General features: G+C 42.9%; 32 protein-coding genes and 1 riboswitch. Of the genes, 1 reads left to right on the plus strand and 31 read right to left on the minus strand.

Going from position 1 to position 26,566, the window contains the following annotated elements; all coding sequences use genetic code 11:
- Positions 1-8 precede the first annotated feature (8 nt).
- The 16 genes from glmU to RL70_RS09385 form a co-directional block, all read right to left on the minus strand.
- Entirely contained in the window at positions 9-1,382 is a 1,374-nt protein-coding gene (gene glmU / locus RL70_RS09310; protein ID WP_039043146.1) for a bifunctional UDP-N-acetylglucosamine diphosphorylase/glucosamine-1-phosphate N-acetyltransferase GlmU, read from the minus strand.
- A gap of 197 nt (positions 1,383-1,579) precedes the next feature.
- Positions 1,580-1,864 carry a septation regulator SpoVG gene (gene spoVG, locus RL70_RS09315; RefSeq protein WP_039043147.1) on the minus strand — a complete coding sequence of 95 codons (285 nt, stop codon included), beginning with the start codon at positions 1,862-1,864 and terminating at the stop codon, positions 1,580-1,582.
- A 148-nt stretch (positions 1,865-2,012) separates the two neighbouring features.
- On the minus strand, positions 2,013-2,390 hold the full coding sequence (locus RL70_RS09320; RefSeq protein ID WP_039043148.1) for a RidA family protein: 378 nt from the start codon (positions 2,388-2,390) through the stop codon (positions 2,013-2,015).
- Positions 2,387-3,220 carry a pur operon repressor gene (purR, locus tag RL70_RS09325; protein ID WP_039043149.1) on the minus strand — a complete coding sequence of 278 codons (834 nt, stop codon included), beginning with the start codon at positions 3,218-3,220 and terminating at the stop codon, positions 2,387-2,389. The genes RL70_RS09320 and purR overlap by 4 nt, the downstream gene beginning before the upstream one ends.
- A gap of 58 nt (positions 3,221-3,278) precedes the next feature.
- Positions 3,279-4,142, minus strand: coding sequence for a 4-(cytidine 5'-diphospho)-2-C-methyl-D-erythritol kinase (gene ispE, locus RL70_RS09330; protein WP_039043172.1), 864 nt, complete (start codon positions 4,140-4,142; stop codon positions 3,279-3,281).
- 193 nt (positions 4,143-4,335) lie between these two features.
- Entirely contained in the window at positions 4,336-4,521 is a 186-nt protein-coding gene (locus RL70_RS09335; protein WP_025783695.1) for a small, acid-soluble spore protein, alpha/beta type, read from the minus strand.
- Between the two features lie 123 nt (positions 4,522-4,644).
- Entirely contained in the window at positions 4,645-4,911 is a 267-nt protein-coding gene (gene veg, locus RL70_RS09340) for a biofilm formation stimulator Veg (RefSeq protein WP_025783693.1), read from the minus strand.
- Positions 4,912-5,074: 163 nt separating this feature from the next.
- Positions 5,075-5,965, minus strand: a complete 891-nt coding sequence (gene rsmA, locus RL70_RS09345) for a 16S rRNA (adenine(1518)-N(6)/adenine(1519)-N(6))-dimethyltransferase RsmA (protein WP_039043150.1) — start codon at positions 5,963-5,965, stop codon at positions 5,075-5,077.
- Positions 5,959-6,519, minus strand: a complete 561-nt coding sequence (gene rnmV, locus RL70_RS09350; protein ID WP_039043151.1) for a ribonuclease M5 — start codon at positions 6,517-6,519, stop codon at positions 5,959-5,961. The genes rsmA and rnmV overlap by 7 nt, the downstream gene beginning before the upstream one ends.
- Positions 6,520-6,670: 151 nt before the next feature.
- Entirely contained in the window at positions 6,671-7,903 is a 1,233-nt protein-coding gene (locus RL70_RS09355) for a G5 and 3D domain-containing protein (RefSeq protein WP_039043152.1), read from the minus strand.
- Positions 7,904-8,040: 137 nt separating this feature from the next.
- Positions 8,041-8,808, minus strand: a complete 768-nt coding sequence (locus RL70_RS09360; RefSeq protein ID WP_039043153.1) for a TatD family hydrolase — start codon at positions 8,806-8,808, stop codon at positions 8,041-8,043.
- Between the two features lie 123 nt (positions 8,809-8,931).
- Positions 8,932-10,899 (minus strand): methionine--tRNA ligase, encoded by a 1,968-nt coding sequence (gene metG / locus RL70_RS09365; RefSeq protein WP_039043154.1) that lies wholly within the window; start codon positions 10,897-10,899, stop codon positions 8,932-8,934.
- A gap of 324 nt (positions 10,900-11,223) precedes the next feature.
- Positions 11,224-12,423: a M20 family metallopeptidase gene (locus RL70_RS09370; protein ID WP_039043155.1), complete on the minus strand. Its 1,200-nt coding sequence runs from the start codon at positions 12,421-12,423 to the stop codon at positions 11,224-11,226.
- A gap of 15 nt (positions 12,424-12,438) precedes the next feature.
- Entirely contained in the window at positions 12,439-13,296 is an 858-nt protein-coding gene (locus RL70_RS09375) for a MetQ/NlpA family ABC transporter substrate-binding protein (protein WP_039043156.1), read from the minus strand.
- Positions 13,297-13,333: 37 nt separating this feature from the next.
- Complete coding sequence (locus RL70_RS09380) at positions 13,334-13,996, minus strand: methionine ABC transporter permease (RefSeq protein WP_039043157.1); 663 nt, start codon at positions 13,994-13,996, stop codon at positions 13,334-13,336.
- A complete protein-coding gene (locus tag RL70_RS09385) occupies positions 13,986-15,011 on the minus strand; it encodes a methionine ABC transporter ATP-binding protein (protein ID WP_039043158.1) in 1,026 nt (341 codons plus the stop codon). Before RL70_RS09385 ends, RL70_RS09380 begins: the two co-directional genes overlap by 11 nt.
- A 146-nt stretch (positions 15,012-15,157) precedes the next feature.
- Positions 15,158-15,270, minus strand: a riboswitch (SAM riboswitch).
- 295 nt (positions 15,271-15,565) lie between these two features.
- Here RL70_RS09385 and RL70_RS09390 point away from each other — a divergent pair.
- A complete protein-coding gene (locus RL70_RS09390) occupies positions 15,566-15,841 on the plus strand; it encodes an AbrB/MazE/SpoVT family DNA-binding domain-containing protein (RefSeq protein ID WP_025783670.1) in 276 nt (91 codons plus the stop codon).
- Positions 15,842-15,901: 60 nt separating this feature from the next.
- Here the strand turns inward: RL70_RS09390 and rsmI are convergent, their stop codons facing one another.
- The 15 genes from rsmI to dnaX form a co-directional block, all read right to left on the minus strand.
- Positions 15,902-16,774: a 16S rRNA (cytidine(1402)-2'-O)-methyltransferase gene (rsmI, locus tag RL70_RS09395; RefSeq protein ID WP_039043159.1), complete on the minus strand. Its 873-nt coding sequence runs from the start codon at positions 16,772-16,774 to the stop codon at positions 15,902-15,904.
- Complete coding sequence (locus RL70_RS09400) at positions 16,771-17,040, minus strand: GIY-YIG nuclease family protein (protein WP_039043160.1); 270 nt, start codon at positions 17,038-17,040, stop codon at positions 16,771-16,773. Before RL70_RS09400 ends, rsmI begins: the two co-directional genes overlap by 4 nt.
- On the minus strand, positions 17,024-17,776 hold the full coding sequence (locus RL70_RS09405; RefSeq protein ID WP_039043161.1) for a tRNA1(Val) (adenine(37)-N6)-methyltransferase: 753 nt from the start codon (positions 17,774-17,776) through the stop codon (positions 17,024-17,026). The genes RL70_RS09400 and RL70_RS09405 overlap by 17 nt, the downstream gene beginning before the upstream one ends.
- A gap of 79 nt (positions 17,777-17,855) precedes the next feature.
- Positions 17,856-18,209 carry a DNA replication initiation control protein YabA gene (gene yabA, locus RL70_RS09410; RefSeq protein ID WP_025783666.1) on the minus strand — a complete coding sequence of 118 codons (354 nt, stop codon included), beginning with the start codon at positions 18,207-18,209 and terminating at the stop codon, positions 17,856-17,858.
- Positions 18,210-18,230: 21 nt separating this feature from the next.
- Positions 18,231-19,049 carry a stage 0 sporulation family protein gene (locus tag RL70_RS09415; RefSeq protein WP_039043162.1) on the minus strand — a complete coding sequence of 273 codons (819 nt, stop codon included), beginning with the start codon at positions 19,047-19,049 and terminating at the stop codon, positions 18,231-18,233.
- Entirely contained in the window at positions 19,042-20,049 is a 1,008-nt protein-coding gene (gene holB / locus RL70_RS09420) for a DNA polymerase III subunit delta' (RefSeq protein WP_052245888.1), read from the minus strand. The genes RL70_RS09415 and holB overlap by 8 nt, the downstream gene beginning before the upstream one ends.
- Before the next feature lie 55 nt (positions 20,050-20,104).
- Positions 20,105-20,545 (minus strand): YaaR family protein, encoded by a 441-nt coding sequence (locus RL70_RS09425; RefSeq protein WP_039043163.1) that lies wholly within the window; start codon positions 20,543-20,545, stop codon positions 20,105-20,107.
- A 21-nt stretch (positions 20,546-20,566) separates the two neighbouring features.
- The gene (locus RL70_RS09430; protein WP_025783662.1) at positions 20,567-20,896 is read right to left on the minus strand and encodes a cyclic-di-AMP receptor; all 330 of its coding nucleotides are present in this window, start codon (positions 20,894-20,896) and stop codon (positions 20,567-20,569) included.
- Between the two features lie 47 nt (positions 20,897-20,943).
- Complete coding sequence (gene tmk, locus RL70_RS09435; protein ID WP_039043164.1) at positions 20,944-21,573, minus strand: dTMP kinase; 630 nt, start codon at positions 21,571-21,573, stop codon at positions 20,944-20,946.
- Positions 21,566-23,014 (minus strand): aminotransferase class I/II-fold pyridoxal phosphate-dependent enzyme, encoded by a 1,449-nt coding sequence (locus tag RL70_RS09440; protein WP_039043165.1) that lies wholly within the window; start codon positions 23,012-23,014, stop codon positions 21,566-21,568. The genes tmk and RL70_RS09440 overlap by 8 nt, the downstream gene beginning before the upstream one ends.
- A gap of 104 nt (positions 23,015-23,118) precedes the next feature.
- A complete protein-coding gene (locus RL70_RS09445; protein ID WP_025783659.1) occupies positions 23,119-23,382 on the minus strand; it encodes a pro-sigmaK processing inhibitor BofA family protein in 264 nt (87 codons plus the stop codon).
- 63 nt (positions 23,383-23,445) lie between these two features.
- Entirely contained in the window at positions 23,446-23,676 is a 231-nt protein-coding gene (locus RL70_RS09450; protein WP_039043166.1) for a YaaL family protein, read from the minus strand.
- Positions 23,673-24,269, minus strand: coding sequence for a recombination mediator RecR (gene recR, locus RL70_RS09455; protein WP_039043167.1), 597 nt, complete (start codon positions 24,267-24,269; stop codon positions 23,673-23,675). Before recR ends, RL70_RS09450 begins: the two co-directional genes overlap by 4 nt.
- Positions 24,270-24,280: 11 nt before the next feature.
- On the minus strand, positions 24,281-24,601 hold the full coding sequence (locus RL70_RS09460; protein ID WP_039043168.1) for a YbaB/EbfC family nucleoid-associated protein: 321 nt from the start codon (positions 24,599-24,601) through the stop codon (positions 24,281-24,283).
- A 26-nt stretch (positions 24,602-24,627) separates the two neighbouring features.
- Positions 24,628-26,412 (minus strand): DNA polymerase III subunit gamma/tau, encoded by a 1,785-nt coding sequence (gene dnaX / locus RL70_RS09465; protein WP_039043169.1) that lies wholly within the window; start codon positions 26,410-26,412, stop codon positions 24,628-24,630.
- Between the last annotated feature and the right edge of the window lie 154 nt (positions 26,413-26,566).

Raw genomic sequence — 26,566 nt, forward strand, 5'->3', positions numbered from 1 at the left:
CTCCTGTTTTATCGTTTAGAATTTAGTTTTGTTGCATATCCTTCTTTATTCTCCTGGCGAGCCCGTGCAATTGCAAGTGAATCTTGTGGAACATCCTTAGTAACCGTTGAACCTGCAGCAACGTAAGAGCCTTTTCCTACTGTGACAGGTGCTACTAAATTCGAATTACAGCCGATAAATGCTTCGTCTTCAATCGTCGTTTTAAACTTGTTTTTTCCATCGTAGTTAACCGTAATAGAGCCGCAACCAATATTAACAGCAGATCCAACTTCCGCATCCCCGATATAACTTAGATGTGATACTTTACTTCCATGTCCAAATGAAGATTTCTTAATTTCAACGAAGTTTCCGACCTTCACGTGATCACCGAGATCTGTCTCTGGACGGATGTGGGCAAACGGTCCCACTGTTGTATCCGATCCGATTTTGCTCGACTTGACCACAGAAGAATGTATCGATGTCCGATTACTGATTTCACTGTTCACAATGTGGCTATTCGGTCCAATGGTACACTCTTCACCAATTACACTCGGGCCTTCAATAATTGTTCCTGGTTGAATAACCGTATCTCGACCGATGATCGCATCTGCACTAATCACTGTTGTGTCAGGAGCAATTATTGTAACTCCATTCCGCATGTGCTTCTCTGCAATGCGATGGCGCATAACTGATTCGGCTTGCGCAAGTACGACACGATCATTGACACCAAGTGTTTCGCTGAAATCGTCTGAAACGTGAGCACCAATAAGTGCTCCTTCAGATTGAAGTATGCCCATTACGTCCGGTAAGTAGTATTCACCTTGCGCATTGTCATTCTTCACTTTCTTGAGTGCTTCAAAAAGAGCGCGGTTATCAAAACAATACGTCCCGGTATTGATCTCAGTGACTGCTTGTTCTTCAGGTGTTGCATCCTTTTGCTCCACATTGCGAAGGACTTGTCCCTGGTCGCCCCGGATGATTCGGCCGTATCCAGTAGGGTTATCTGCAATCGCAGTAAGAATAGTCGCTTTCGCACCAAGTTCTTTGTGTTTACTCACAAGTGCCTCCATTGTTTCAGAACGGATTAGCGGTGTATCTCCACAAATAACGAGTGTAGTTCCTTCCAAGTCACCTAATAGGTTTTCTGCTTGCTGAACTGCATGTGCCGTCCCAAGCTGCTCAGCTTGAAGGACATATTCACTTTTTTGACCTAGCGTCTCTTCAACGAGTTCCGCGCCATGGCCAACGACAGTTACTACTCGGTCTGCCCCTATACCTTTTACGTGATCAATCACGTGTTCAACCATAGGTTTACCGCAAACGGGGTGAAGCACTTTATATAAATTGGACTTCATGCGTGTGCCTTGACCAGCCGCCAAAACAATTGCATATGTATGTGTCATGAGTCGTCCTCCATCTATTTTTTCATATATGACTATAGCTGAGTGGGTTGGATTTTTCAACTATTCCTACTTGACAAGTTGAAGTCAATATTCTATTATTAATATCTTTTTCTATTTAAAGTTAGTCAGAATCGCGTGGAAAGAGCCGCTGCGCAAAATGGCGGCGGCTCTGTGACAATTCATCGACAGTTTCTCTTTTAAACAGTTACTTCCTCTAAAGCTGGTTCTTTCTCATCTGCAAAATATGCATCTAAAACGGCATCTTGAATCTTTGTCCGCGATGCAGGATTAATAGGGTGCGCTACATCCCTAAACTCTCCGTCCGGCGTTCGTTTGCTTGGCATTGCAACAAACAGACCGTCATTCCCTTCAATAATTCGTATATCATGCACGACAAATTCTTCGTCAAATGTAATTGAAGCGATTGCGCGCATTCTCCCATTGGTCTCTATCTTACGTAAGCGAACATTAGTAACTTGCATACTCGTTCCCATTCCCCTTTCGTGAAAACTGTATGCTGTAACCATTCTACAAATCTTTTAAAATCCCTTTTTGCAATTTTAAATTTTTCGGATAATTTAAAATTTCATTGAATCACAAAAAAACGTCCCCTTAAAGGAACGTTTTCTATTATTCTGCTGTAACTGCAACAACTTCAATTTCAACTTTTACATCTTTAGGAAGTCGCGCCACTTCTACTGTTGAACGCGCTGGCGTGTGATCTCCAAAATGCTTTGCATAGACTTCGTTAAGTGCGCCAAACTCATTCATGTCTTTAATGAAAACCGTAGCTTTGACCACTTGAGATAGAGATGAGTTCGCTTCTGCAAGCACTGCTTTCAAGTTTTCAAACACTTGGTTCGTTTGCTCTTCGATCGTCGTCCCTGCAATTTCCCCATCTGTTTGCAACGGAATTTGGCCAGACGTGTAAACCAAACCATTCACCTTCACTGCTTGTGCATAAGGTCCAATCGCTTTCGGTGCTTGATCAGTAGCTACATAATTCATCTTTCATCTCCACCTTCCAAAAAGTAGTTTCCCTCTTCCAGCTCAATTGTTCGATTTCTCTCATTCACCTTGCACAACTTCACGAGAGATCGGTAGTTTTCGACAAGGACCTCTTCTGAGTGTTCAGATTCAACGAGTACGGCAGCACCTGCCAGTTCACAGTCAAACTCTTCAACCAAGTGGCGCATACCGAGCATTGTACCTCCAGCTTTCATGAAATCATCCGTCAATAAGACTCGCTGTCCGCTTTTCATACTACGCTTTGACAACACCATTGTTTGGATTCTTCGGGTCGATCCGGAAACGTAATTAATACTAACTGTCGATCCTTCTGTCACTTTACTGTCTCTCCGCACAATCACAACAGGAACATTCAAATGACGGGCAATCGCTTGGGCAATTGGGATACCCTTCGTTGCTACTGTCATAATAACGTCAATTTTGTGATTCGAGAAAGCTGAGGCAAACACTCGCCCTACTTTGTCCATCAGCTGCGGATTCCCAAGTAAATCAGTCAAATATAAGTATCCTCCCGGCAATAACCGGTCAGAGTGACTCAATTCTTCGATCATTTGTGCGATCACCTCTCGCACCGCTCGATCAGACATCAACGGAATATATTTCACCCCGCCAGCAGCTCCAGAAACTGTCAATAGCTTTCCGGTTCCACTTTCTTCAAATGTCTCTTTGATAATCGTCAGGTCTTCACTAATTGATGACTTTGCGGCCTGAAAACGTTCTGAGAAAACCGTTAGCGGAATGAGTTGATGAGGGTTCTCCAACAGATGGCGTGTCATCTCAACGAGACGTTCACTCCTCTTCCATTTCATATCCAACAACTCCTAAAACCCGAATATTATAACTTCAGACTACCACAATCGTCCGTTTTCAAGCAAGGTTGATACGTTCCCCCATCATTCGAACTGCATAAACTTCGGGACAGAATCCTTTTAGTCCATTATAAATACGAGCGACCTGGGATTCATGTTGAACGAGTCCGAACACCGTAGGACCACTTCCACTCATCAGTACTGTGTCCGCTCCAAACTTCAACATTTGATCTTTTAGTACACTTACTTGGGGATGTAGACGCATCGTGACCGGCTCTAATGCATTGCCTACCTTCTTGCACATCGTTTGATAATCGGATGAAGCGAGTGCCTGCATCATGCCCGCAGTATCAGGATGCTGAATACCTCGAATGTCCAGACCCCCATAAATATCTGCAGTCGATACTGAGATAGGAGGCTTTGCTAACACAACCCAGCAATTCGGTGGAACGGGTAAGTGTTGAATTTGTTCACCGCGTCCGGAAGCAAGTGCTGTTCCGCCATACACACAAAACGGGATGTCCGAACCAATACTTGCACCGAGTACCGCTAACTCGTCCAATGAGAGTCCAAGATTCCACAATCTATTTAATCCTCTTAAGGTAGCAGCTGCATCGGAACTACCACCCGCTAAGCCTGCAGCAACCGGAATGTTTTTGTCGAGAGTGATTTCCACACCACTTCGGATATCAAATTTTTTCCTTAGAATGTCTGCTGCTTGCCACGCTAGATTGCGTTTATCATTCGGTACAAACCGTTCCGAAGAACGGATTGTAATGCCTCGATCTAAAGGTTTTAACCAAATACGATCTGCTAGGTCCACTGTTGTCATTATCATTTCAACTTCATGAAAACCGTCCGGACGTTTTTGTAGGACATCGAGCGTTAAATTTATTTTAGCTGGCGCTTTTTCAGATACCATACTCATCTGGCTGCCTCCATTCAAACTTCATTGCTCACTATTTTACCATAGGAGGGTTTAAAAGTGCCTAGATTCGATAAAAAAACAATGGTTGAATACAAAAAAAGAGCCGTGCAAGGCACACAGTGTGCATAGCAACAGCCCCTTTTGTCAGCCTTACGTTGGATTTGGGTCGTACAAGGTCCAATGAACATTATTGTGGTCGATCTTTATCCGCCATACCTTGTCCTGCCATCTCAATTGCGCGCTTCACCATGTTGCCCGCATCTCGAGACTTGATGCCTCCCCAACCTTCACGTTGAACCACATCGTAAAATCCAAGTTCTTTTGCAATCTCTTCTTTAAGTTGCTCAGACATTACGCCGTTTCTTCTCGCCATTTAGGTTTCCTCCTTCTTGGCTGACAAGTGTAGTATGAACATGAACCACAAAAAAACACCTCCTACTTTCAAAGGAAAGTAGGAGGTGTTTTGTTTAAAAATAAATCAAAAATGATAAAAGTGCTATTTAATCTCAAACGCTGTGGTGTCTCCACCGTCCAGTATCGTTATTTCAACTGCTTCAGTTAAAATATCCGCATAGCTGTATGATACCCGTTCAAACGCATTTTCGTCCTGATCAAGTTCCACTACAAATACCGCACGATACGTGTCACGAAGGATTCCAGCTCTTTCGATCGTTTTTTTACGACCGCCGTTTGCACGAAGGTGCAGACGTTTTCCTAAGTGAGCATCCAATGACTTTTTAATGTCCGCTAATGTTTTTGGCACGTCGCTTCCACCTCACTGTGTATTATCATAACACAGTTAAAAAGTTCTGTCAATTAAAATTTAAATTTTAACAGGTTGAAATCCTCTTTGTCAATCCTTTTATAGCAATTTCTCACCTTTCGACATTCTTTTTTTCTTAAAATAGTCATAACTTCAGGATGCCTTACTTTTCGCTACTATAAAACTCCTCATACAAAGCATTCGACAGGTTCGCGAATTCTTCAATAGAAAGAGTTTCTCCTCTTCTGACTGGATCTATTCCTGCTTCAGTGAGTGCAGCTATGATTGCTTCCTTCTTCGCCTTTCCTTGAGGAAGAGATGTTTGTAAGTTATTTAAGATGGTCTTTCGTCGTTGCACAAAAGATCCTCTCGCCACTTGAAATAGAAATTCTTCATTAATAACTGAAGCAGGTGGGTGTGCTTTTCTCGACAAACGAAGGACAGCAGACTCTACGTTAGGCTGTGGCATGAACACCGTTCTTGGGACAACCATCGAAACCTCTGCGTCCATATAATACTGAATCGCAATCGAGAGAGATCCATACGCTTTTGTGCCCGGAACAGCAGTGATACGATCAGCCACCTCGCGTTGCATCATAATGACCATTCGCTCAATGGGTACCTTGCCCATCAAAAACTTCATAATGATCGGCGTCGTGACGTAGTATGGGAGGTTTGCAACGACGGTCACTTCATCAACATCTGAGAATTGTTCGTCAATAGCCGCGTTTAAATCAACGTCAAGTATGTCTTGATGAATGACTGTGACGTTTGAGTAGGGAGAAAGAGTATCTTCTAAAACTGGTAGCAAACGATCATCTATTTCATAAGCGACAACTTTACCTGCTGCACGTGCAATATGTTCTGTAAGTGCACCAATACCCGGTCCAATTTCGATGACACCCGATCGCTTATCGATACCAGCATGATAAATGATGTTTTTTAATATATTCGGGTCGATCAAAAAGTTCTGCCCTAAACTTTTTTTAAAAGAAAATCCGTGCTTTTCCAGAATTTCCTTTGTTCTTGCGGGGGTTGCGATGTCTTTCACCATTCTTGTTCCTCCTCGTCTATCTTTAAAAGTGCCTGCATGAGCACAGTTTCACTAATCCGAAACATGGTAAGCCGTTTTTGGAGTCCTTTACCATTCACATGACCAATTTTCAAAAGCTCACTTAAGCGATCACGGCGCTTTTTAGCTTCAGGATGCCCAATTAAACGTGCTTCAATTAGTAGTTCGCGCGGTGTTTCTTCTATTATAGTTGTATCAACTGTGTAGACGGCTTGGAGAGCAGTTCTAATGTCCTCATCCGTGGCATGCTCAATTCCAACTTTTTTTCCGTTCTTCGCAATCGCATGATCTCTTGTTAAGAAGGCATGCTTAACTTCTGGAATTTGTTGTTCGATGATTGCTCGGATTCTTCTACCAGGATAGTCCGGATCCGTAAATACAATAACCCCACGAGTATCTTGAGCATGACGAATTTTAGTAAGGGCTTCTTGACTGACTGCTGAACCATTAGTTTCGATGGTATCTGCTCCAGTTGCCCGCTTTATGGCAATCGTGTCAGACTTTCCTTCGACGACGATAACTTCTTTTATATCCACTGTATTCCTCTTTCCTGAAAATAAGTCTTCTTCAATTCTAACGGCTGTACCCATTATTGTACAGAATACGTAAATACCACAACAATCCGCATGGCTTGTTTCAAGCCATGCGGATTGTTGGACCTACCTCTATAGAATGTGCGGCGTGCTATTACTTTAATACTTTGATCTTTACTTGACGTCTACCGAACTTTTTGGCAACAGCGTCATTAGGTACGTGCAAATCGATACGATTGCCTTTTATAGCACCACCTGTATCGCCAGCAATTGCGTAGCCGTAGCCCTCAACCCATACCTTTGAACCGAGTGGAATGACACTCGGATCGACTGCTATGACTTTCAAGTTCGGATTGGCAGCTAAGTTAATGCCAGTAGCCGTAATCCCACTACATCCCGTGCAATGTGCTGTATAAGCAGTTGCGTTCATATACATCACTTTGCCGGACTCACTTCCATTTCCACGTGAAACACTAGTCTTCACAGTAGAAGATTTCGGTGCTGCACTTGCAAGCGCAACTTTCGAACCTACAGAAACTACTTTAGTTTTTGGATGTGCGACAACGTGCTCACGCATAAGCTTACGTGATACTTCTTTTCCGTTCTCTTTGACGATTTCGAATCTCTTTCTGACTTTACCATTTTCACCTTCTCGGACAACCTTTTCTCGTCCTTTCAGTAAACTATCGTCAGTACGTGTTTTCACGTCAAAATCCGTCGGCTCTTCCACTACATCGGTGACCTTTTCCACACGAACAATTGAGACAACAGATTTCGGTAGCAGCATTTGCTCCTTATCACTTTCCAATCGATCCAACTCACTAAGTTGAATGTTCTCGTTCTTTAAAAAGTCAGCGACCGTAGTCGAAGTGGACCATACTTTTGTAGACTTCTCACCGTCTTTAAGTGTAACTTGGAAGGCTTTGTCAATCGATATTTCATCTGAATTACCAACTCTACTCTCTAGGCTTGGTTCAACTGAATCATGATCTCCCAGTTCCACACCCGCTTCATTAAGGATGTCTTTTACTGTAGACTTGGTCGTCCAAATCGTCGTTGAGTCGTTATTCATATTTATTGCAACGGGTTTTGCCTGTTTCCAATCAATCGTCATTCCATCTTTGATGGATGTTGTTGCTGAGGGTGAAATTACGTCGTGGGACCCAATCTCTATATCACGCTGTGCCAGTACATCTTTAACTGTTTTCGCGTGTGTTTTAAATTCTACTGTTTCGCCACCCGCTTCAAGCGTGATGTTTTTCTTCGTGCCTTCGTAGAAAGCAAAAGAAAGAACAGTTATAAAAATCGCTAGTATCGCTATGCCAGCTGCGATTTTTTGTATCCTCAGTGATTGAAAGAATTGGTTTCCCATGGTACGTTTCGTCATGAAAAAAATCTCCTCCTTATTCACTCGGCTGATTATATAGGCTCAATTTCACGCTGTCAACCGTTCTAACTTTCCCGCATAGGAATGCCGGAAGTCACCTATCTTCAAAGAATGGGTGATTCTCCCGGCAAATCAAGTCAGTTGATGGCAAATAATTTCATAGCATTTTGAGTAGTAATTTGAGCTACCTCTTTGAGTGATATTCCTTTTAGTTCTGCGATTTGTTCTGCAACTAGTGCAACATATGCAGGTTCGTTTCTTTTACCACGATGTGGATGGGGTGCGAGATACGGTGCGTCTGTTTCTACAAGCAAATACTCGAGAGGAATTTCAGTCGCAACTTGTTTCGGCATCTTGGCATTTTTGAATGTCACCGGGCCTCCGAGAGAAATCATAAAGTTCATATCTATGCATTGTTTAGCAGTTTCTACACTTCCACTAAAGCAGTGCATAATGCCACCCGTTGTTCCGGCTTCTTCTTCTTGCAAGATTTGTACGACATCCGCTGTTGCATCTCGATTATGAATGATAATCGGCAAATTCACTTTTTTAGCAAGTTGTATTTGCTTTCGAAACAGTTCTTGCTGAACCTCTTTCGGTGACTTATCCCAATGATAGTCGAGTCCAGTTTCTCCGATTCCAACAACTTTCGGATGTGCCGCTAACTCTTCAATCCATTGTAAATCTTCTTCGGTACAATCGATTGCATCAACCGGATGCCAACCGACCACCGCGTATATAAAGCTATGTTTTTCTGTAAGCTCCATTGCTCTGGTAATGGTGGGGCGGTCAAAACCGACAACAACCATTCGTTCAACACCTGCGTCAAGTGCGCGCTGAATAACTTGGTCTATGTCTTGTTCATACTGGTTATCATTTAAATGGACATGCGTGTCTATTAACATTTCTATCGCCTCACATAAGTTATAGTGTACTGTCCTGTCTTTACACAAACATCGCAGTTTCATTACAAAACGGTTACAAACAAAAGACAACAGCGGCTCTCCGAAGAAAGCCGCTGTCCTATATTATTTTACACGCGATCCATTTGCAAGAGATGCGTCTGCTGTAGCGAGTTTTAACACTCCGTCTGACGTACCAGCTAATATCATCCCTTGAGACAATTCGCCCCGCAATTTAACGGGTTTTAAATTAGCTACCACAATTACTTTTTGTCCAACCAATTGGTCTGGATCGTAATGTTCAGCAATACCTGAAACTACTTGTCGCTGCTCATAACCTAAGTCGACTTGCAACTTCAACAATTTGTCCGCTTTCGGTATTTTTTCACACGCAGTTACCGTTGCAATTCTCAAATCGATGGCATTGAATGAGTCAATTGTAATTTCAGGAGATTCCTCCACCAATTTTTCTTCCTTAGGCTCTTCTTTTTCTGCTTCTTTAGGAGCGGTAATCGCCATTTGTTCTTTAATGTATTGAATTTCAACTTCATTATCCAGTCTAGGGAAAATTGGTACGCCCTTTTCAATAACTTTCGTGTTTTCTGGAATAGTATTGAAATCGCCTAACGTGTCCCATGCCAATCGGGATTCGTCTAAGCCGAGTTGCTCTATAATCTTTTTCGGTGACTCAGTCATGAATGGTTGTAACATCACCGCGATATGGCGTAGTGACTGTGCTAAGTGGACCATTACAGAGGCAAGCTTTCCGCGATCTGCCTCTTCTTTTGCAAGAACCCAAGGTGACGTTTCGTCAATATATTTATTCGTTCGGGATACGAGTGACCATAGCTCGGAAAGCACAATACTGAACTGCATTTTCTCAAGAGACTCTTCATACTTTTGCACAGTAGATGTCATTGCGGATTGAAGACTTTCATCAAACTCCGTTGGCTCTGTGAGTTCAACAGGCACCACACCATCAAAATATTTGTTTATCATAGAAACTGAGCGGTTCAACAAGTTTCCTAAGTCATTGGCTAAATCATAATTTGTTCGTTCAACGAATGATTCTGGAGAAAACGTTCCATCTTGACCAAACGGTAGTTCACGTAATAGGAAGTAACGAGTCGCGTCCAGGCCGTAACGTTCTACAAGCATATCTGGATAGACGACATTTCCTTTAGACTTGGACATTTTACCGTCCTTCATCATGATGAATCCGTGTGCAAATACTTTCTTCGGCAGAGGTAAGTCTAATGCCATCAAGAAAATCGGCCAGTAAATCGTGTGGAATCGAACGATATCTTTACCAACCACTTGAACGTCAGCTGGCCAGTACTTGTTAAATAGCGAATCATCATCCGACAAGTATCCAAGTGATGTAATGTAGTTGGTTAACGCATCGACCCATACGTAAATGACATGCTTCGGATCTCCTGGCACTTTAATGCCCCAGTCGAAGGAAACCCTCGACACGGATAAGTCCTCAAGACCCGGTTTAATGAAGTTATTAATCATTTCGTTTTTACGAGATTCCGGCTCGATGAACCCTGGATTTTCTTCGTAATATTGAAGAAGGCGATCGGAATACTTTTTCATGTTAAAGAAATATGACTCTTCAGCTATGCGTTCTACAGGACGCCCACAATCTGGACAATTCCCATCCACTAGCTGCGCTTCAGTGAAATAGGATTCACACGGAATACATTTCCACCCTTCGTATTCCCCTTTATAGATATCTCCATTATCGAGAAACTTTTGGAAAATCTTCTGGACAGTCTTTTTATGACGCTCTTCTGTTGTTTGGATGAAGTCATCATACGTAATGTCCATCAACTTCCATATACGTTTTGCATAGTCAGCGATGTCGTTGACGTATTCTTGAGGAGGACGTCCTGCTTCTTCTGCTTTTTCTTGAATCTTTTGTCCGTGCTCGTCCATTCCCGTCAAGAAGCGTACATCGTATCCCCGGAGTCTTTTGTAACGTGCCATCGCATCGGATGCCACGGTTGTATACGCCGTACCAATATGAAATTTACCACTTGGATAATAAATCGGTGTTGTAATATAAAATGTCTTTTTCTGTTCAGCCACTGCAATTCCTCCTGTACCCTTATCGATTATTTCATTTTATCGAACTTCTGATAATTTAGCTATGGTGAGGTGTGTAAAGATTGTATCGATTTCACAGAAAATCCGTACCTTCACTATCATTTAAATGTTTTTCAAATACTATTCTGGGCAATGTAATCCTTGAACCCTTGACACATCCAGACCTTTTTTGAAATAAAGAGCGGATTTCCCTTTACTATTAACTATCTCCAATTCAAAAACAGCTTATTCTTTCCCTGAATAAGGAAGAATAAACTGTTTGTTAGTCTCGATTCAATTTAACAGATGAATTTCTTATAAGTGACCTTATTGTTTTTCTTTCAAACTTTTTTCAAATTCATTCTTAACACGATGCAGAAGCTCAGCGTCTGTTAACAGTCTATAGCCCGTTGACGCCAAAACCTTTGCACCTTTTATGAGCGCTTCATCTCCAACAGGTGATTTTGCGGCTTCTCTAAACTCATCCGTATGGGCAACTAAGTCATCTGGGCCAATCTTTATATAAGGATGCGCAGTCGGAACCTCATAACTAATATTCCCGGCATCTGTAGAACCCTTACCTATTTTCTTATCAGTATGAACGACTTCACCGAACGTTTCTAATTCCTCATGTAAAACTTCATCTAATACAGAGTTCAATACAAAATCTTTGACTTCATTTTGGAATCGTTTTATTTCAACTTTAGCTCCTGTTGCAAGTGCTGCACCCTCAGCTATAGCTCGAACCTTAGCAGAAGTTTCCTCGGTTTTTGACCACGTTTCCGCTCGGATGAAAAATCGTGCGGATGCGTATTCCGGAATTATATTAGGAGCATCTCCACCATGTGTAATGATTCCGTGGATTCTTACATCCGATGGAAGCTGCTGACGAAGTGCGTTTATTCCATTAAAGAGTTGAATAACCGCGTCCAATGCATTGATTCCTTTTTCAGGTGAACCTGATGCATGTGCAGACTTTCCGTAAAAATGGAAGTCTAGCGGGTCAACAGCTAATGTCTCACTCGTCAATGCTGTTTTCCCAGATGGATGAATCATAAGTGCTGCGTCGACACCTTTTAAGTAGCCATGTCTGACGAAACTTCCTTTTGCACTTCCATTCGGGCCTCCTTCTTCAGCAGGCGTCCCCAACACAACGATCCGTCCTCCACTCTCGGATAGTATTTTTGAACAAGCAATCCCAGCAGCTACACTAGTTGTACCAATAATATTATGCCCGCACGCATGGCCTAATCCCGGGAGTGCATCGTATTCTGCAAGAAAAGCGATGGTGGGTCCTGGAACACCACTGTCTTTCACCGCGTAAAATGATGTTTCATGTCCAGCAACAGCCGTTGTAACTTCAAAACCTTCATCCTTTAATAGCTTGACATGTTTCTCACTAGCAAAGAATTCTTGGTTGCCGATTTCAGGTGTGGCATGGATTTCTTGACTCGTTTGAATGTATAGATCCCGGTTCGATTCAATTGAATTTACAATAACATCACGATTAGAAATAATTGTGCTCATAATAGTTTTCCTCCCTTATAGTCCTTTATAGACTTTTAGTAACTCTTCCTTTGAAATATCAACTACGACAGAACCGCCATTTGTATCTGCCTCCACCGCTTTTTTCACATCTTCTTCATGATACAGCTCAATAATTCGCTGATAGGTTTCATTGTTCTTATCTGCTGACCTAGCTGCAAAGATATTTACATACGGCAATGTATTTTCATCACTGCTGTCTTCTAAATAGATAGGATCTTTCACCGGATCAAACCCTGCTTGCCCAGCTACTCCATTATTAATGACAGACGCGGCAACATCAGGCAGTACGCGCGGAGTTTGTTGGGCTACTATTGGGTAAATGTCGAGTTTTCTTGGGTTTTCGACAATCTTCGACGGATCTCCGAACAATCCGAAATTATCTGCTAGTTTAATCAAGCCTGCGGATTCTAGTAATTTCAAAGCGCGTGCTTGGTTAGATGGATCATCTGGGATTGCGATACGTGCTCCATCTTCAATATCGTCAATTGACTTCAGCTTTTCTGAGTAAATCCCCATCGGAGCAATGATTGTGGCACCAATTGGTGTTAAGTCTGCATTATTCTCTTTTGTGAACTGACTTAAAAATGCAATGTGCTGGAATGAGTTTAGGTCAATATCTCCATTTGCTAAAGCCTGGTTCGGTAATGTGTAATCGGCAAACTCGATGAGTTCAATTTCAATTCCTTCTGCTTTAGCTTTCTCTTTAAGGATTGGCCATACTTCACCATCTGACCCCGTCACACCAATTTTCACCGTTTTCGAATCTTTTTCTTGTCCCGATGTCTTTTGGCTGCAAGCTCCAAGTGTTAATAACAGTAAAATAGTTCCTAAGTAGATAATTGCTTTCTTCATTTTATAATCTCCTCCAAGTATGTGTTTGATCAAAAAACTAACGTCTCATAACCTTTCTGGAAAACGTGTTTCCTATCCATTGAGCGACTTGGACAAGGATAATTAGAATGACTACCGTAACCAACATGACACTTCCATCGAAACGCTGATATCCGTATGTCATTGCGACGTGTCCCAATCCCCCTCCTCCGACGGTACCTGCCATTGCTGAGAAGTCGATTAAACTAATTGTTACAAATGTTAAACCAAGAATTAGAGGACCGAGAGCCTCTGGTATTAGAACTGTAAAAATGATTTGAAAAGGGCTTGCACCCATCGCTTTAGCTGCTTCCACAACACCAGGATCTATTCCTACCAAGTTATTTTCCACAATCCTAGCGATTCCAAAAGAGGCTGCAATCGTCATTGGAAAGATAGCCGCCCATGTTCCGATTGTGGAACCTACAACTGCCCTTGTAACAGGACTTAATGCAACAAGGAATATAATGAAGGGAATCGGGCGAATGATATTGATGAGGATATTCAATGTTTGAAACACCCATTGCTTTTCTAAAATATTTCCTTTTCTCGTTACGTAAAGCAGTAAACCGATACTTATTCCTAATATTGAGCCAAAGATGAGCGTTGCAATGACCATGAGAACTGTCTCACCGGTCGACTCTATAATTCTTGGCCAAAATGTGGTCCAATCAACTTTCATGAACAGCAACCTCCTCAATCTCTACGCTTTCCTTCAATGAAGCAATTAGTAGGCTTACAGATTGCTCATCTCCATCGAATGAAACTAACAAATTCCCAAAAAACTTCTCCTGCAGTTCACGTATGGATCCATAAACAATGTTGAAATTCACACCAAACTTTTGAGTGAGCCTTGAGAGAACTGGATCGCCAGCTACTTCACCTTTAAAAATCACTCGATACAGTTTTTTCCCTCCCTTTGCACGCCACTCCTTAAGCAATGCATTTGAAGGTCGATCCTGTTGTACTGACTGGATGAAACGTCTTGTCGTTGGATGCTGTGGATTTGTAAATGTGTCGAATACAGAACCTGTTTCAATCACTTCTCCATCCTCCATCACAGCGACACGATCACATATTTCTTGAATGACATGCATCTCATGTGTGATCAGTAGAATCGTAATTCCAAGCTCCTTGTTCACTTTTTTTAGTAGTCTAAGAATGTCAGCTGTCGTATCCGGGTCTAAAGCTGAGGTAGCCTCATCGCAAATTAATATATCAGGCGATGTAGCGAGTGCTCTTGCGATACCCACCCGCTGTTTTTGACCACCGGAAAGTTGTTCCGGGTAATCATTCGCTTTATCAGACAGTCCCACAAAGTCCAATAGTTCTGCTACTCGCGCAGTCACTTCTTTTTTCGCTACGCCCCCAAGTTTTAGTGGGTATGCCACATTCCCTGCAACCGTTCGGGATGTAAACAAATTAAAGTTCTGAAAAATCATCCCGATTCGACGACGAAGCTTTCTTAGATCTTTTTGAGAAAGTGTTGCTAGGTCTACTCCTTGTACTTGTATAGAACCCGTGGTCGGACGCTCCAGCATATTAACGAGTCGAAGCAATGTACTTTTCCCTGCACCACTAAACCCGATAATTCCGAAGATTTCTCCTTGTGCAACGGACAAACTCACGTCCTTAACCGCCGTCACCTCTCGCTTTCCTAGTTTAAATGTCTTAACCGCCTGTTTAAATTCAATCATGCTGGGCCCCCTTTTCTTACTGTAATGATTCTGTGCAGCAATGAGCGCAGTCATCGAACTTTCTTTTGGTTGAACGAAAAAAGCCCTCTTTTTTCTCATTAGAACGAGAAAAAAGAGGGCTTCAATATAATATGAAACCATCTCCGTTCTCATCTTCCAAATGCATAAAGCATTTGCAGGAATTGGCACAGTGTTCATGTGTAATGAACCCGCTGCCGAGATGTCATAGGGCCTGCCCCTCGATCTCTCTGGATAAGAAAGTGATGTATTGCTATTCGATTGTGCAAGAATTATTTTCAACTATAAAGTGAGTAACACGGAAAGTCAACCTCTTTTTAATTTTAAGAAAGTTTTATGTAAAATACTTTCTAGCCACTCAAAATCTGCAACTTTCATTCACATTTATGTGCGTTTTTCATGTATCTATTATTCATTAAATAGTTTATAGGCTTCGCTATTGACGTTAATTGGAAGACTTGGTATGATAATAGACAGACAAGAGAAAAATGTCGAAATCTGACGAATCACCATTTTACTTTAGGAGGAAACCTGATATGAAATCTACTGGAATCGTACGTAAAGTCGACGAACTTGGTCGTGTAGTTATCCCTATCGAATTACGTCGGACACTCGGCATAGCTCAAAAAGACGCACTAGAAATTTATGTGGATGACGACAAAATCATCTTGAAGAAATACATGCCTAACATGACATGCTCAGTAACTGGAGAAGTTTCAGATGACAACTTAACACTCATCGATGGTAAACTGATTCTTAGTCCTGAAGGTGCTAAGCAACTTATTGCTGAAATCGAAGACAAAATGTCTTGATTTAATGATTTTATTTCAATAACATCTGTGCCTATTCAAGTAGGCACAAATGTTATTTTTTTATTCAACGTGATATGCCTGGTAAATCTCCCTTTTACTCACACCCCGATCGGCTGCGGTTTCACGAATTGCCTCTTTTGATGTATATCCTTTTTGTTCTATCAATTGTTCAACGTGTTCAACCGGAGTTAACGCACTCCACCATACTTCCTCAGTTTCTGATTTCACCTCATCTGTGCCTTCTACGACTAAACAAAACTCTCCGCGAATCTCTGTTGACTCTGCCCAGTTAAGTGCCTCTTCAACTGTACCCCTAACAAATTCTTCATAACGTTTTGTTAGTTCTCTCGCAAGTGTAATACGCCGATTCGGTCCAAACTGTTCTTTCAATGCACGCAACGTATCTTTCAGTCGATGAGGGGCCTCGTAAAAGAGTAAAGTCTCTTGTCGATTCTGTAACGCTTCCAACTGAATACGACGTTTTTTCTTCTGTCTATCTAAAAAACCGAAAAACAAAAAGGGCTGCGCAGGAATACCCGACGCAACTAATGCACTAATGGCTGCATTCGGTCCAGGTACAGGTACGACTGCATAACCGTCTGCGATTGCTTTTTCTGCAATATCAGCACCAGGATCTGAAATACAAGGCATCCCGGCATCACTCACGAGCGCAACGGTTTTACCATCTGCCAACAACTCTAAAATCTTTCTCCCCCCCACCTCTAGATTGTGCTCATGGTAACTCATGAAAGGCGTGTCAATTTCAAAGTGATTCGATAACTTCACAGTATTTCTAGTATCCTCAGCCGCAATCATGTCTGCTTCTTTTAAAATGCGGATAGCACGAAAACTCATATCTTCCAAATTCCCAATTGGTGTACCAACTAAATACAGTACACCCTTCTCGTATTCCGCACTTTTTTGTGTGATCATTCCCCTGCCTCCTCTTGTTCCAAATACCGTTCTTTAGCGGGTCGCGTCAACTGTTTGAAACGGTACTCAGCTTGCATCGCTTCCCGCTTCGTCTCAAACTTTTCGTGATGAATGCAACGAACAGGCCTTCTTGCCCTCGTATATTTTGCTCCTTTACCTGAATTATGCATGGCAACCCTACGTTCTATATCCGTTGTGTATCCTCCGTAGTAGGAACCATCCTTACATTCAAGTACATAAAACAGATGGTCATGCTTCTGTTCCATACAACAATTTCCTCACTTCTTCAGTATACGTACCGTCCTGTTGATAAACATATAGCGGCGGAAGTATCTTCAAATCAGGCTTCCCATCTTTCGTCGCTTCGATTAGCAACGTATTCGCTTCCTTTCCTTCTTTCGGATATACAAATTGAATACGCTTCGGCTCCAGCCGATTCGCTCTCATCGAAGTTATAATATCCAGTAACCTTCCTGGACGATGGACAAATGCTGCTTTCCCGCCTTGCTTAAGTAATTCACTCGCAGAACGAACCGCTTGATCGAGAGTCAGTTTTACCTCGTGCCGAGCAATGGTCAGCGGTTCTTTTTGATTTTGTTCACTATTTTCATACGCTTTAAAGTACGGTGGATTGCATGTCACTACATCATATTGATCAAACCCTATTTTAGAGGCGATACCAATGACGTCGTCACATAGCATTGTAATCTGCTGCTCCAGCTGATTATAAGCAATACTACGACTTGCCATATCCGCTAGTTGTTCTTGCAACTCCACCGCTATAATATCCGCTGAGGTTCGTGCACTTAAAAACAGCGGAATTGCGCCATTACCTGCGCACAAATCCACGATTTTTCCGCGTCTTATGGGCATATAAGCAAAACGTGACAGAAGTACAGCATCTAGTGAAAATGAAAAAACAGATGGGCTCTGGATAATTCGCAGATCTTCTGCAAGTAAGTAATCGAGGCGTTCGTCACCTCGTAATTCAATTGGTTCCATCGGATACTCCTTTAAGAGAATAGTGACTTCATAATATAGAAAAACCGACACCTAGATAGTAATAGGGATCGGCTAAAATTCACAAATTTTGTTTACTTAGAAACGAGAGACAAAACAGACAATCTTCACCTTTACGGGTGCTTCCATAATGGACATTGCACACGTGGAATCCCTCATTATAAATACGAGCCAAATTGTCTACGCCTTCGCCAACGTCTGCCCGTTGCGAGCGTTCTGCGTTTTTTTTGTCAGTAGCAGCTTGTTGATCCAACTCGTCCAGACGTGCGCGCAGATGATGATTTTCAAGTTGAAGTGAATGGTTTTCTTCCGTCATCTTGGCAACAAAACCGATTATTTCACGGAATTGCTTGTGCATAGAGTCGAGTTGTTGTTCGTATTCGATTACCTTATCGAGAAAGTTCCCTTCTTTCAACTTTGTCACCTCATCACTTCATCAATTGACGGGCTGTCCCGTCTTCTTCGACAGTTCTTCCCAAGCATATTCAAGTGTTTGGTCTTGGTCGGTTAACTTCACTTTCAGCAAACGCTCAAGTAAGTTTAGACCGACAACCTTCCCTGAGCCATCTGGCGTTTCAATACGTGCACCAATATCAGGCATGAGTGCTTTGGCTTCCTCATATTCATCGTTTTCATATTTTAAACAGCACATCAATCTTCCACATAACCCCGAAATCTTTGAAGGATTCAATGATAGATTTTGATCTTTTGCCATTTTAATAGAAACCGGTTCGAAATCACCTAAAAATGTAGAACAACAAAGCATTCTGCCACAAGGACCAATTCCGCCAAGCATTTTAGCTTCATCTCTTACACCGATTTGGCGTAGCTCAATCCGAGTTCTGAAGATAGATGCTAAGTCCTTCACCAAGTTTCTGAAATCGACTCGACCTTCAGCTGTAAAATAGAAAATCACTTTATTACGATCAAATGTATATTCCACATCGACAAGTTTCATATCAAGTTTGTGCTCTTGGATTTTGGCGACACATGTAGTAAATGCTTTTTGGGCATCCAGTTGGTTTTCTTCCACCTTATCCTTATCCTCTTTGCTGGCGGGACGAATCACTTTCTTTAAAGGCAGAACTAAGTCTGAACCATCCATATCCACCATCATGCTAACCACTTTCCCATACTCTGTACCACGTGCAGATTCGACGATTACGTAATCATCGACTTTCAAGTCATAGTCCATTGGGTCAAAATAATGTATTTTACCCGCTTTTTTAAAGCGGATTCCTGCAACGTTATACAACGAATAACCCCTCCTGCATACTGAGCACCAATTGCTCCATTAAAAGCGTCCGGTGCATATTGCGATGCAATTGCTTTTTTGCCTGCAAAACTGATTCCAAGATTGTGGACAACTGATCATAAGTCATTTTCATTGCTAGACTGGTTATGAATTCATCTAAATCCGGGTATGCGGGTATTGCAGACAGTCCCGCTTTCTTCGCCACAATATCACGGTACATGTACAGAAGCAAGTCCAGCCCCATCTCGGTATCTACTTTTTCTTTCAAGAATGGTGCCCATTCAGACTGGATGAGTAATAATGCATCTGTCACGTTCAAATCGATGGCTTGAACTAATTTTACCACTGTTTTTCGCAAACTTACAAACTGCTCGTCTAATGCCAGTTCAGCAGCACGGGTTGAATCTGCAGTAAGTGAAGTTACCGTAGCTGCAAGTGATGGAGAAACCCCTTCAGCTTTCAAGGTTTCCAACAGCTGTTCCCGCTGTGGTGGAAGGAAAGAGATACGCTGACATCTAGACTGAATTGTAGGCAATACCATATGATAGGCATCTGTCAGCAGTATTGCCGTTACATCTCCTTCAGGTTCTTCTAAAAATTTGAGAAGTGCATTAGCTGCGGCTGTATTCATTCGATGAGCATAATCAATCATATAAATACGGCGTCCACTCTCATATCCCTTTTTCGTCATAACTGAGAGTAATCCTGCCATTTGTTCTTTTTTTATGTCTTGACCATCAGGTTCAATCGTTAAAATGTTTGGATGATTTCCTGAAGCAACGCGCTTGCAGGCGCTACATGTTCCACATGGAACATTCTCGTTTGGTTGCTCACACAATAATAATTGGGCGAAGTATAATGCAGCCTCTTGTTTCCCAATCCCTTTTTCACCATCAAATATATAAGCATGACCAATCCGATGATTGCGGTAGGCAGCACTGAATCTAGCAGCAACTGCCGGCTGTTCGGTAGCGATTCGACTGTTTAACTGATTTTCCATACGGCTGCCCCCTTTCGTATAAAAAAGACGTTTTCTTATGTATCAGAAAACGTCCTCATGTATATAGATTGATGAGAAGTCCTTTGATTTCACCAATTTTAGCGAGAAGTTCCACGGATGACTCTTCATCTTGAAGCAATTGTTCCGCTAATTCGATTAGCTTCTGGTCAATTGTCTCAACAATTTTCAGCCGCCGTCCTTCTCCGTACTGGTTCCACGTATGTGACTGCTTCAGACCTAGACCGGTTTCGACAGACTCTTTTAGAAAACGTTTGACGAGCATTTTAAATTTAGCCATATCCCGCAAGTTACGAGACCGGGCAAGCCGGTCACCTGCGCTGGAAATGTCGCCAAGTAGGCGAGTAATCTGTTCTCCATGCAGGCGTGATTCCTGTTTTTGAACCATTTGACCAAATCGCTCCCCACCTTGAGGAGACTTTAACGGGTCGTTACGCAATTTATCGAGACCCGTGCGATACTCATTATTAACTTTCATTAAAATTCACTCCGATATGAATCAGAAATGACGGAATTGTTCAATTGGCAGAACGAAAACCGTTGCGCCACCGACTTCAACTTCAACTGGATATGGGATATAGGAGTCAGCGTTTCCGCCCATTGGTGAGACGGGAGCTACCATTTGATCACGCGAACGACAGTTATCTCGAATGAGGTCCAACGCTTTCGGGACAAGACTATCGTCTGTACCGATCAAAAACGTCGTGTTCCCTGATTTCAAAAATCCGCCTGTACTTGCCAATTTCGTTGCACGAAAGTCACCTTTCGTCAATGCCGATGAAAGTCGATTACTGTCTTGGTCTTGTACTACTGCCACTATAAGTTTCACGAGGTATCTCTCCTTTTCCGCTTTCTTTTATTATATCATGAAATGCCTTAAGAAATGAATGATGCAATCGTTTTCCAGACAATTTCTGTAACTTCTTCTACTGAACCACTGGCATCAATGGGTTGAATCCGTTTTGGAAACCGTTTCTGTACGAGACGGTAACCTTCTGCGACGTCTTTATGAAATTGCAGCTTTTCATTATCCAAACGATTTTGCTCCCGGTCACCACTCGCTGCAATTCTTGCTAAACCGGCTTCCGGGGATAAGTCAAAGTAAATTGTATGGTCAGGCATGAGTCCATTAATCGCAAATTCGTTAACCGCGAGCACTTCATCGATTCCTAGACCTCTTGCATACCCTTGGTACGCGAGAGAGCTATCAACGAACCGATCGCAAAGGACAATCGCACCCTCTTCCAGAGCAGGGATGACCTTTTCGGTAAGATGTTGTCGTCTTGCAGCTGCGTACAATAACGCCTCTGTCCGACCATCCATTTCTTCATGATCATTATCTAAAATAATCGTTCTGATTTTCTCTGCAATTCGGATTCCGCCAGGCTCCCGTGTTAAAACCGAATATTTTCCTTGTTGTTGCAAACGGTTATAAATTTCTTTAATGACCGTCGTTTTCCCTGCGCCTTCTGGTCCTTCGAATGTGATGAATAATCCTTTAGCCATTCCAATCTTCTCCTTGTGCACTCAACACTTCAAATTCCGTTGCTGGTCCATTTACTCGAACTGCTCCTTGAAACTTTGCCCCTGAATCCATCATATGACATACCTCTTGAATTAGTTGTGCATTCAATTGCTCTCCGCTTAAGACCAGTGGAATTCCTGGTGGGTAGGGAATAATTGCTGCAGCTGCTTGAAATCCATTTGCAGACTCTGCAGGCACCCATTCCGTATCTTTTTTTGAATGGGAACTCGTTGTAATTATCAACTTACGTGACTCTTCCTCATTCGATTCATCCTTTTCAGGAACCTGCACAGAGTCTCTTTCCAAAAGTTGTACCGCTGACTCGACTGCTTCGCAAATGGATTGAATTGGGTATGAAATCGCTTCAGGTAGCAAAGGAAGTACGAATAACACTTGTCGTTCGTCTGCGAGTTCTGTATAGACCCCCACCTCTTCCAATGAATGCTGAAGTGTATAGCCGGATGCTTCTTTTTGTCGTAGCAGAATTTTCAATGGATCCTCTGTCTCGATCACTTCAAGCGCTTTAATCTTACCGAGCTGATCGATAAATTCACCACGCCATACGAGAAATGCTTGCTTGTCATCCTCTGAATAGGTAGCAATCATCGCCCGGGCATCGTCAAGAGATGCTAGCAACACATACGATGGACTACTTGTTTGTAGCATGGAAAGTATGCGCGTCAATCGGTCTATATCTACTAGCTGTGAGTTTGCGTGTAGAAAAGATGCTTGGGTCATCGCGGACAATGTTTTGTGCGCCGATTGAACAACAATATCTGCACCGAGTCTAAGCGCAGGTGCAGGAAATGGAGTACCTACTACAAAATGCGCACCATGCGCTTCATCTACCAGTACAGGTATACCCTTTTCGTGCGATTTTTCAACAATTGTCTGCAAGTCACTACCTGTTGTTCCGTAATAGGTCGGGTATGTAACCACTACGCCTTTTGCATCTGGATACCGTTCTAACGCTTCTTCAACAGTTGCTGCTGAAACTGCGCCTGCTGTGCAAGTTGCTTCGTCCCACTCCGGTGTAAGCAGAACAGCTTGTGCACCTGCCAACTCTACTGCATGAAACACGGATTTGTGTGCGTTGCGTTGTACGAGCAATGTATCCCCCGGTGCACAAACTGTGCGGATCATTGCAAGGTTGCCAACTGTAGAACCGTTTACTAGGAAAAAGCTTTGATCCGCTCCATATACATCCGCCAACATCATTTGTGCATCTGCGAGCATTTCAGTAGGTGCGTGCAGATCATCCAGCCCCGTCAATTCCGTTACGTCGTATCGTAGTGCAGCTTTAAGATCCTCAGGTAGTCCAGAAAGCAAGCCGTGCTTATGTCCGGGTACATGAAAAGATACAGGCTGTGACCCTAGAAAGGTCTGTAGTGCTTCCACTACAGGTTTTTTTGTATGATCCATTCGTTTCTCCTCCTTCCTCATGAGATACTGCTCCATCTTCTATGTAAAAAAAGTCAGCACACATTGGCTGACTTCGTGGTAGGACATCTTTCAACTATTCATCCTTACAGGAAAACTGCCAGGACTAGTAAAGAAGCCAATCCTGGAATACCAAGCACTGCCAGTAAAAAGCCTGATCCAATATTAATCGGCACGTACAACCCAACAAACCCGCCTGCGATGTTGAGGATGAATAGAATTAAAAACGCAAAAGCGAGTCTAAACCATAAAATGGACAGTTTTTCAGCCGCTGTTTGCAGTTGGGGCTTGGTCAAACGCAGAACGAAGAGCAGGACAACACCGAGTGCAAGAATTATAGCAACTTTCATAGCAGAAGTTGCCCCCTTTACAATAGACTACTAGCAGTCTATGCAAAGCAATCGTTGTTTAGTTCACTCGATGCCAAGATTTCTAATTTTAGCTTCTTTGTACAAATAGAAATGATTGCTTTCAGCGATTTTTTTTCGAATCACGATTTCCTGATCGAAATCATCCGCATACTTTTCAATCGATTTCGCCTGTTCCCACTCTTCTCGTGTATCTACCATCAATGTCCGTAACTTTTCATCATATTCTCGTTTTAACTTGTGCTTCCGACGGAATAGTCCACCGGACCGCTTCACAGTTGGCGCCGCCCTTCTAATGCCTTAGACAGCGTCACTTCATCGGCGTACTCCAGATCTCCACCAACTGGTAACCCGTGAGCGATTCGACTCGTTGGAATGCCAGACGGTTTCACGAGGCGCGAAATGTACATAGCAGTCGCTTCGCCTTCAATCGTCGGATTTGTTGCAAGAATTAGCTCTTCGACTTCCTCGTCTTGTAGACGTTTCAGCAAGTCGGGGACGTTAATGTCTTCTGGGCCCACACCATCCATTGGCGAAATTGCACCATGCAAAACATGATAAAGTCCTTTGTAATCACGCATTTTCTCCATGGCAATAACGTCTTTCGGATCTTGGACTACACAAATGAGGGAGCGGTCTCGCGACTGGTCCTGACAAATATGACACGGATCGATGTCTGTAATATGTCCGCACACGGAGCAAAATCTTAGATTACGTTTGGCATCAACCAATGCTTTCGCAAAGTCGAGCACTGTATCTTCCTTCATACTCAACACAAAAAATGCCAGCCGGCCCGCAGTTTTCGGGCCGATGCCTGGCAGTTTCATAAAACTGTCAATCAGTTTAGATATCGGTTCAGGATAATGCATGGTTTTGCCTCCTAGAACATCCCTGGAAGGTTCAATCCCTTCGTGAATTGTCCCATCGTAGAGTTCGTTAATTCTTCTGCCTTTTCCATTGCATCGTTAGTTGCAATAACAATCAGGTCTTGTAACATTTCAGCATCTTCAGGATCGATGACTGATGGGTCCACGATGACTTCGACAACTTTTTTGTCGCCTGAGACGATCACTTTCACCATACCGCCGCCTGCTGCACCTTCTAAACGCTCTTCACCTAGTTTTTCTTGAGCTTCACCCATTTGCTTTTGCATCTTTTGCATTTGCTTCATCATACCTTGCATATTTCCCATACCACGCATTCTTGTTTCCTCCTCTTTAAGTTAAGTTACTCGTCATGGACGGTAATAAATTCTTTACCAAATATTTTTTCTGCTTCCGACACGACCGGGTCTTCTTGTGTCAGTTCGGCGCCATCAAGGAACGCCGGGGGTTCTTCAGACCCTGAAACATCAGTTGGTTCACCGCTAGTCGCGGAGTTCTCCTCTGTTTGAGATGATTGCTTAGACATCCCACTCTTACGGATGAAATCCTCTCTAACTTTAAGCCATCCCTCTTCAGGGACGTAAACTACGTCGTAGGCTTTGCCTGTTTGTTGACGCAACGCTTCCGCAAGACCTGAACGGAGGGATGCATTTTCAGACGCCATGAGACAATGGATTTCATATTTGAATTTTAACACAAACGCGCTATCCGATGCTGCTACTGGCTCTGTTTCTTCTAGAAGTGCGGAATGCGAACGTTGCATCGTCTGCATCATGCGTGCCCATTCTTCCCGGATCACTTGAATGTCCTGCTTAGTCGCAGAACTGAGTACTTGATGGACTTTACCGGTCGGAATCTTATATGCACGGGCATTATTGGATGAATTTTTGCGTGCAGTTGGTGCTTTCTCGCCCGCTTGTGCAGCATGTCCCGCGCCGTTAGCAAGTTGTTGCTGCAATTCTCCAACAATCCGTTCCAGTGTAGCAATCTTTTGCTCCAGTTCAGGAGAAGCTGCTGTTCCGCTTGTTCCTGAATTAGAAGTGCCGCGCGTTTGCACCATCTTCAATAATGCAGATTCAATATACACTTTCGCATGATTAGAGAAACGCATTTCTTGTTGGGTTTCTCCTAGAATGTCGATATAAGCGTACAAAGTATCTGGCTCAAATGCTTGTGCTAAGGCAACGAAACGTTCATCACCCGAAACGACTTCCAGTAAGTCTGTAAGATCAGGCGCCGTCCGCAATAACAGTAAATCTCGGAAGAACGTAATTAAATCCTCCGCTAGACGTGAGACATCTTTTCCTTCTGCAATGAGACGATTCAACAATGTCAGTGCAGCACCAGCATCTTTCGTGAGCAAAGCTTCTGCAAGCTGGTGGAAGATATCTTCCCCAACAGATCCTGTGACGAGTAGCGCCTCTTCTGCAGTGACTCGATCACCACTGAAAGAGACAACTTGGTCCAGCATGCTGAGTGCGTCCCGCATCCCACCTGAAGCTGCTTGCGCGATTACTTTTAGTGCGCTGGCGTCAGCTTCAATGTCTGCATCTTTTAAAACGTGCGTCATGCGCTCCACAATTTCAACGGCTGTAATAGGCTTAAAGTCGAATCTCTGACAGCGAGAAATAATTGTGAGCGGCAGTTTGTGCGGCTCCGTTGTCGCTAGGATAAACACCGCATGTGCAGGTGGTTCCTCCAACGTTTTCAACAACGCATTGAAGGCTGAATTGGAAAGCATATGCACTTCATCGATAATGTAGACTTTATATTTGGAAGAAGCCGGTGCATATCGGACCTTTTCAATGATGTCCCGCATCTCTTCAACACGAGAATTGGACGCTGCGTCAAATTCAATTACATCTGTATTCGATCCTTCTGTGATCGTTCGGCACGTCTCACATTCGTTACACGGTTCTTTGGCGGGTCCGTTCTCGCAATTCAATGCCTTCGCAAAAATTTTAGCGGCACTCGTCTTTCCAGTTCCGCGGGGACCTGAAAATAAGTAGGCGTGGGTCGTTTTGTTATGGAGGAGAGCGTTTTGAAGTGTTTGTTTTACGTGTTTCTGTCCTGACATTTCGTGGAATGTCTGAGGCCGGTATACCCGGTAAAAAGCTTGATAACTCAACCGTCCGCTCCCCTTTCTTTTCGCTTCATTCATTCCTATAAGTATATCACAAACGAACAGATAAGACGTTGTTTGAGAGAGGTGTTTTCAAGTGAGTTTTTATGGAGACGAAGAAGTAAGGATTTTGAAAAAATGGTTCTAAATCAAATGTTGG

The organism is Sporosarcina sp. ZBG7A (genome assembly GCF_000813425.1).
Taxonomy (GTDB): Bacteria; Bacillota; Bacilli; order Bacillales_A; family Planococcaceae; genus Sporosarcina.

What these genes read in the sequence shown, in the direction of transcription:
- glmU (WP_039043146.1), bottom strand. Translation starts at nt 1,382, where the DNA reads ATGACACATACATATGCAATTGTTTTGGCGGCTGGTCAAGGCACACGC.
- spoVG (WP_039043147.1), bottom strand. Translation starts at nt 1,864, where the DNA reads ATGCAAGTTACTAATGTTCGCTTACGTAAGATAGAGACCAATGGGAGA.
- RL70_RS09320 (WP_039043148.1), bottom strand. Translation starts at nt 2,390, where the DNA reads ATGAATTATGTAGCTACTGATCAAGCACCGAAAGCGATTGGACCTTAT.
- purR (WP_039043149.1), bottom strand. Translation starts at nt 3,220, where the DNA reads ATGAAATGGAAGAGGAGTGAACGTCTCGTTGAGATGACACGCCATCTG.
- ispE (WP_039043172.1), bottom strand. Translation starts at nt 4,142, where the DNA reads ATGGTATCTGAAAAAGCGCCAGCTAAAATAAATTTAACGCTCGATGTC.
- RL70_RS09335 (WP_025783695.1), bottom strand. Translation starts at nt 4,521, where the DNA reads ATGGCGAGAAGAAACGGCGTAATGTCTGAGCAACTTAAAGAAGAGATT.
- rsmA (WP_039043150.1), bottom strand. Translation starts at nt 5,965, where the DNA reads ATGGTGAAAGACATCGCAACCCCCGCAAGAACAAAGGAAATTCTGGAA.
- RL70_RS09355 (WP_039043152.1), bottom strand. Translation starts at nt 7,903, where the DNA reads ATGACGAAACGTACCATGGGAAACCAATTCTTTCAATCACTGAGGATA.
- RL70_RS09360 (WP_039043153.1), bottom strand. Translation starts at nt 8,808, where the DNA reads ATGTTAATAGACACGCATGTCCATTTAAATGATAACCAGTATGAACAA.
- RL70_RS09370 (WP_039043155.1), bottom strand. Translation starts at nt 12,423, where the DNA reads ATGAGCACAATTATTTCTAATCGTGATGTTATTGTAAATTCAATTGAA.
- RL70_RS09375 (WP_039043156.1), bottom strand. Translation starts at nt 13,296, where the DNA reads ATGAAGAAAGCAATTATCTACTTAGGAACTATTTTACTGTTATTAACA.
- RL70_RS09380 (WP_039043157.1), bottom strand. Translation starts at nt 13,996, where the DNA reads ATGAAAGTTGATTGGACCACATTTTGGCCAAGAATTATAGAGTCGACC.
- RL70_RS09385 (WP_039043158.1), bottom strand. Translation starts at nt 15,011, where the DNA reads ATGATTGAATTTAAACAGGCGGTTAAGACATTTAAACTAGGAAAGCGA.
- RL70_RS09390 (WP_025783670.1), top strand. Translation starts at nt 15,566, where the DNA reads ATGAAATCTACTGGAATCGTACGTAAAGTCGACGAACTTGGTCGTGTA.
- rsmI (WP_039043159.1), bottom strand. Translation starts at nt 16,774, where the DNA reads ATGATCACACAAAAAAGTGCGGAATACGAGAAGGGTGTACTGTATTTA.
- RL70_RS09400 (WP_039043160.1), bottom strand. Translation starts at nt 17,040, where the DNA reads ATGGAACAGAAGCATGACCATCTGTTTTATGTACTTGAATGTAAGGAT.
- RL70_RS09405 (WP_039043161.1), bottom strand. Translation starts at nt 17,776, where the DNA reads ATGGAACCAATTGAATTACGAGGTGACGAACGCCTCGATTACTTACTT.
- holB (WP_052245888.1), bottom strand. Translation starts at nt 20,049, where the DNA reads ATGGAAAATCAGTTAAACAGTCGAATCGCTACCGAACAGCCGGCAGTT.
- RL70_RS09425 (WP_039043163.1), bottom strand. Translation starts at nt 20,545, where the DNA reads ATGAAAGTTAATAATGAGTATCGCACGGGTCTCGATAAATTGCGTAAC.
- tmk (WP_039043164.1), bottom strand. Translation starts at nt 21,573, where the DNA reads ATGGCTAAAGGATTATTCATCACATTCGAAGGACCAGAAGGCGCAGGG.
- RL70_RS09440 (WP_039043165.1), bottom strand. Translation starts at nt 23,014, where the DNA reads ATGGATCATACAAAAAAACCTGTAGTGGAAGCACTACAGACCTTTCTA.
- RL70_RS09445 (WP_025783659.1), bottom strand. Translation starts at nt 23,382, where the DNA reads ATGAAAGTTGCTATAATTCTTGCACTCGGTGTTGTCCTGCTCTTCGTT.
- recR (WP_039043167.1), bottom strand. Translation starts at nt 24,269, where the DNA reads ATGCATTATCCTGAACCGATATCTAAACTGATTGACAGTTTTATGAAA.
- RL70_RS09460 (WP_039043168.1), bottom strand. Translation starts at nt 24,601, where the DNA reads ATGCGTGGTATGGGAAATATGCAAGGTATGATGAAGCAAATGCAAAAG.